The sequence below is a fragment of the Streptomyces sp. NPDC002403 genome, from assembly GCF_053593015.1.
On the sequence record NZ_JBSFBQ010000139.1, the window covers coordinates 1 to 1,781 of the forward strand.

Genomic DNA, 1,781 nt, shown 5'->3' on the forward strand with positions numbered 1-1,781 from the left:
CCCGTGGCAGTGGACGCCGGCCCACATGGACGAGTGGTCGGTGTGCCTGACCGGCGAGAGGCGCCTGGCGCCGTCGACGATCCGCGGCTACCAGGGCATCGTCCGCCTGTTCAGCGAGTTCGTCATCGACAGCCGGTACGGCTGGGTGTCTGCCTGCGAGGAAGCCTTCGGCGCTTTCCCCGTGGCGATCTGCCACGAGTGGAACACCATCCCGCACCTGCAGGACTACGAGGGCAGTCCGGAGGCCCGGCCGTTCACGCGGGAAGAGCTGCAGCGTTTCCTCGACTACGCCGACGATCAGGTCGACCGCGCGGTGCGCGCGAAGCGCAAGGGCGCCCTGGCTGCCTACCGCGACGCCACCCTGTTCAAGGTCGTCTACGGTTGGGGGCTGCGGCGGACCGAGACATCCAAGCTCGACGTCGTCGACTTCGGTTGCAACCCGCAGGCTTCGCACTTCGGCCGGTACGGCACCCTCAACGTCCGCTACGGCAAGGCGAAGAGGGGCCAGCAGCCCCGGCGCCGGAACGTGTTGTCGGTGATGGACTGGGCCGTCGAGGCGGTCGCGGACTACGTCGAGAACGTCCGGCCGCGGTTCGGGTTCCCCGACCATCCGGCCCTGTGGATCACCGAGCGCGGTGGACGTCTCCAGCCCGGCTCCATCAGCGACCGCTTCGAGGCATACCGCGAGGCCCTAAAGCTCCCAAAAGACCTAGTTTTGCACTCCATCAGACATTCGTACGTCACCCACCTGACCGAGGACGGGGCGGACCGGCGCTTCATCCAGCAGCAGGTCGGACACGAGTGCGACAGCTCCACGGCGATCTACACCCACGTCAGCGACGACTTCATGAACACTGCCCTGCACAAGGCACTGGCCCCGGCGTTCGCCGGGGTCTGACGGGAAGGACCTGACGATGACCGCCAAGCTCGACTACCGCTGGCACCTGCGCAAGGTGATGGCGGACCGCGGGATGTTCTCCACCACCGACCTCATCCCACCGCTCGCCGAACGGGGCATCACCTTGTCCACAAGCCAGGTCTACCGGCTCGCCGTCGAGCGTCCCGAGCGCCTCAGCCTGAAGATCCTCATGGCCCTGCTCGACATCCTGGACTGCAGGATGGACGACCTCATCGAGCCGATCGCCGCAGTCGGCACGGTGAAGAAGCCGAAGAGGGCCGCTGCCGCGGGTGCCGCACCACCGGCAGCGGACGGGCTCGGTGACCTGCGGCCCAAGCGGGCCCGGATCAGGGGTATCGACCTGCCGTGACCACCACCGACCAACCGGCCCGCGCGGTCGCGGATCCCGTCAGCCTGATCACGGACCTGATCACCCACGTCGAGAGGGACCTTGATCCCGCGGCCGTCCGGACCGTAGTTCTCGGCGTTGTCGGCGGTCGCGCGAAGTCGCGCCGGCTCGCCGAAGCCCTGGAGGCCCGGCCCGAGGTCCTGACCGACGGCCGCTCTCCAGCACTCCGGGCCATCGGCGACCTGCTGATCGCCCTCCGCAAGGCCGGAGCCGTGACGATCTCGCCGCCGGTCTGCCGCGACTGCGGCAAGCACCTGCGGTCCTTCCAGCGCCGAGGCCAGGACTGGTACTGCTCGGTCTGCGTGCAAGAGACCGCCGAATGCGCCGCCTGCGGGAACATCCGGCGGATCTCCATGCGGGACCGAACCGGGCGGCCGCGCTGTCCGATGTGTCCGGACACCGATCCCCGCGACCCGCTCGACGTCATCCATGAGGTGATCACCACGATCAGCCCGGCCGCCGACCGGAAGGTCA

General features: G+C 68.6%; 2 protein-coding genes and 1 pseudogene. All 3 read left to right on the plus strand.

Annotated elements, in window-relative coordinates:
• A partial coding sequence (locus ACWCPY_RS43105; RefSeq protein WP_451274651.1) for a tyrosine-type recombinase/integrase occupies window positions 1-898 on the plus strand: 898 nt, incomplete at its 5' end.
• 16 nt (window positions 899-914) lie between these two features.
• Window positions 915-1,268: a helix-turn-helix domain-containing protein gene (locus tag ACWCPY_RS43110; RefSeq protein WP_451274653.1), complete on the plus strand. Its 354-nt coding sequence runs from the start codon at window positions 915-917 to the stop codon at window positions 1,266-1,268.
• Window positions 1,265-1,781: pseudogene (locus ACWCPY_RS43115) on the plus strand (site-specific integrase); the annotation flags it as partial. The gene ACWCPY_RS43110 and the pseudogene ACWCPY_RS43115, both read left to right, overlap by 4 nt.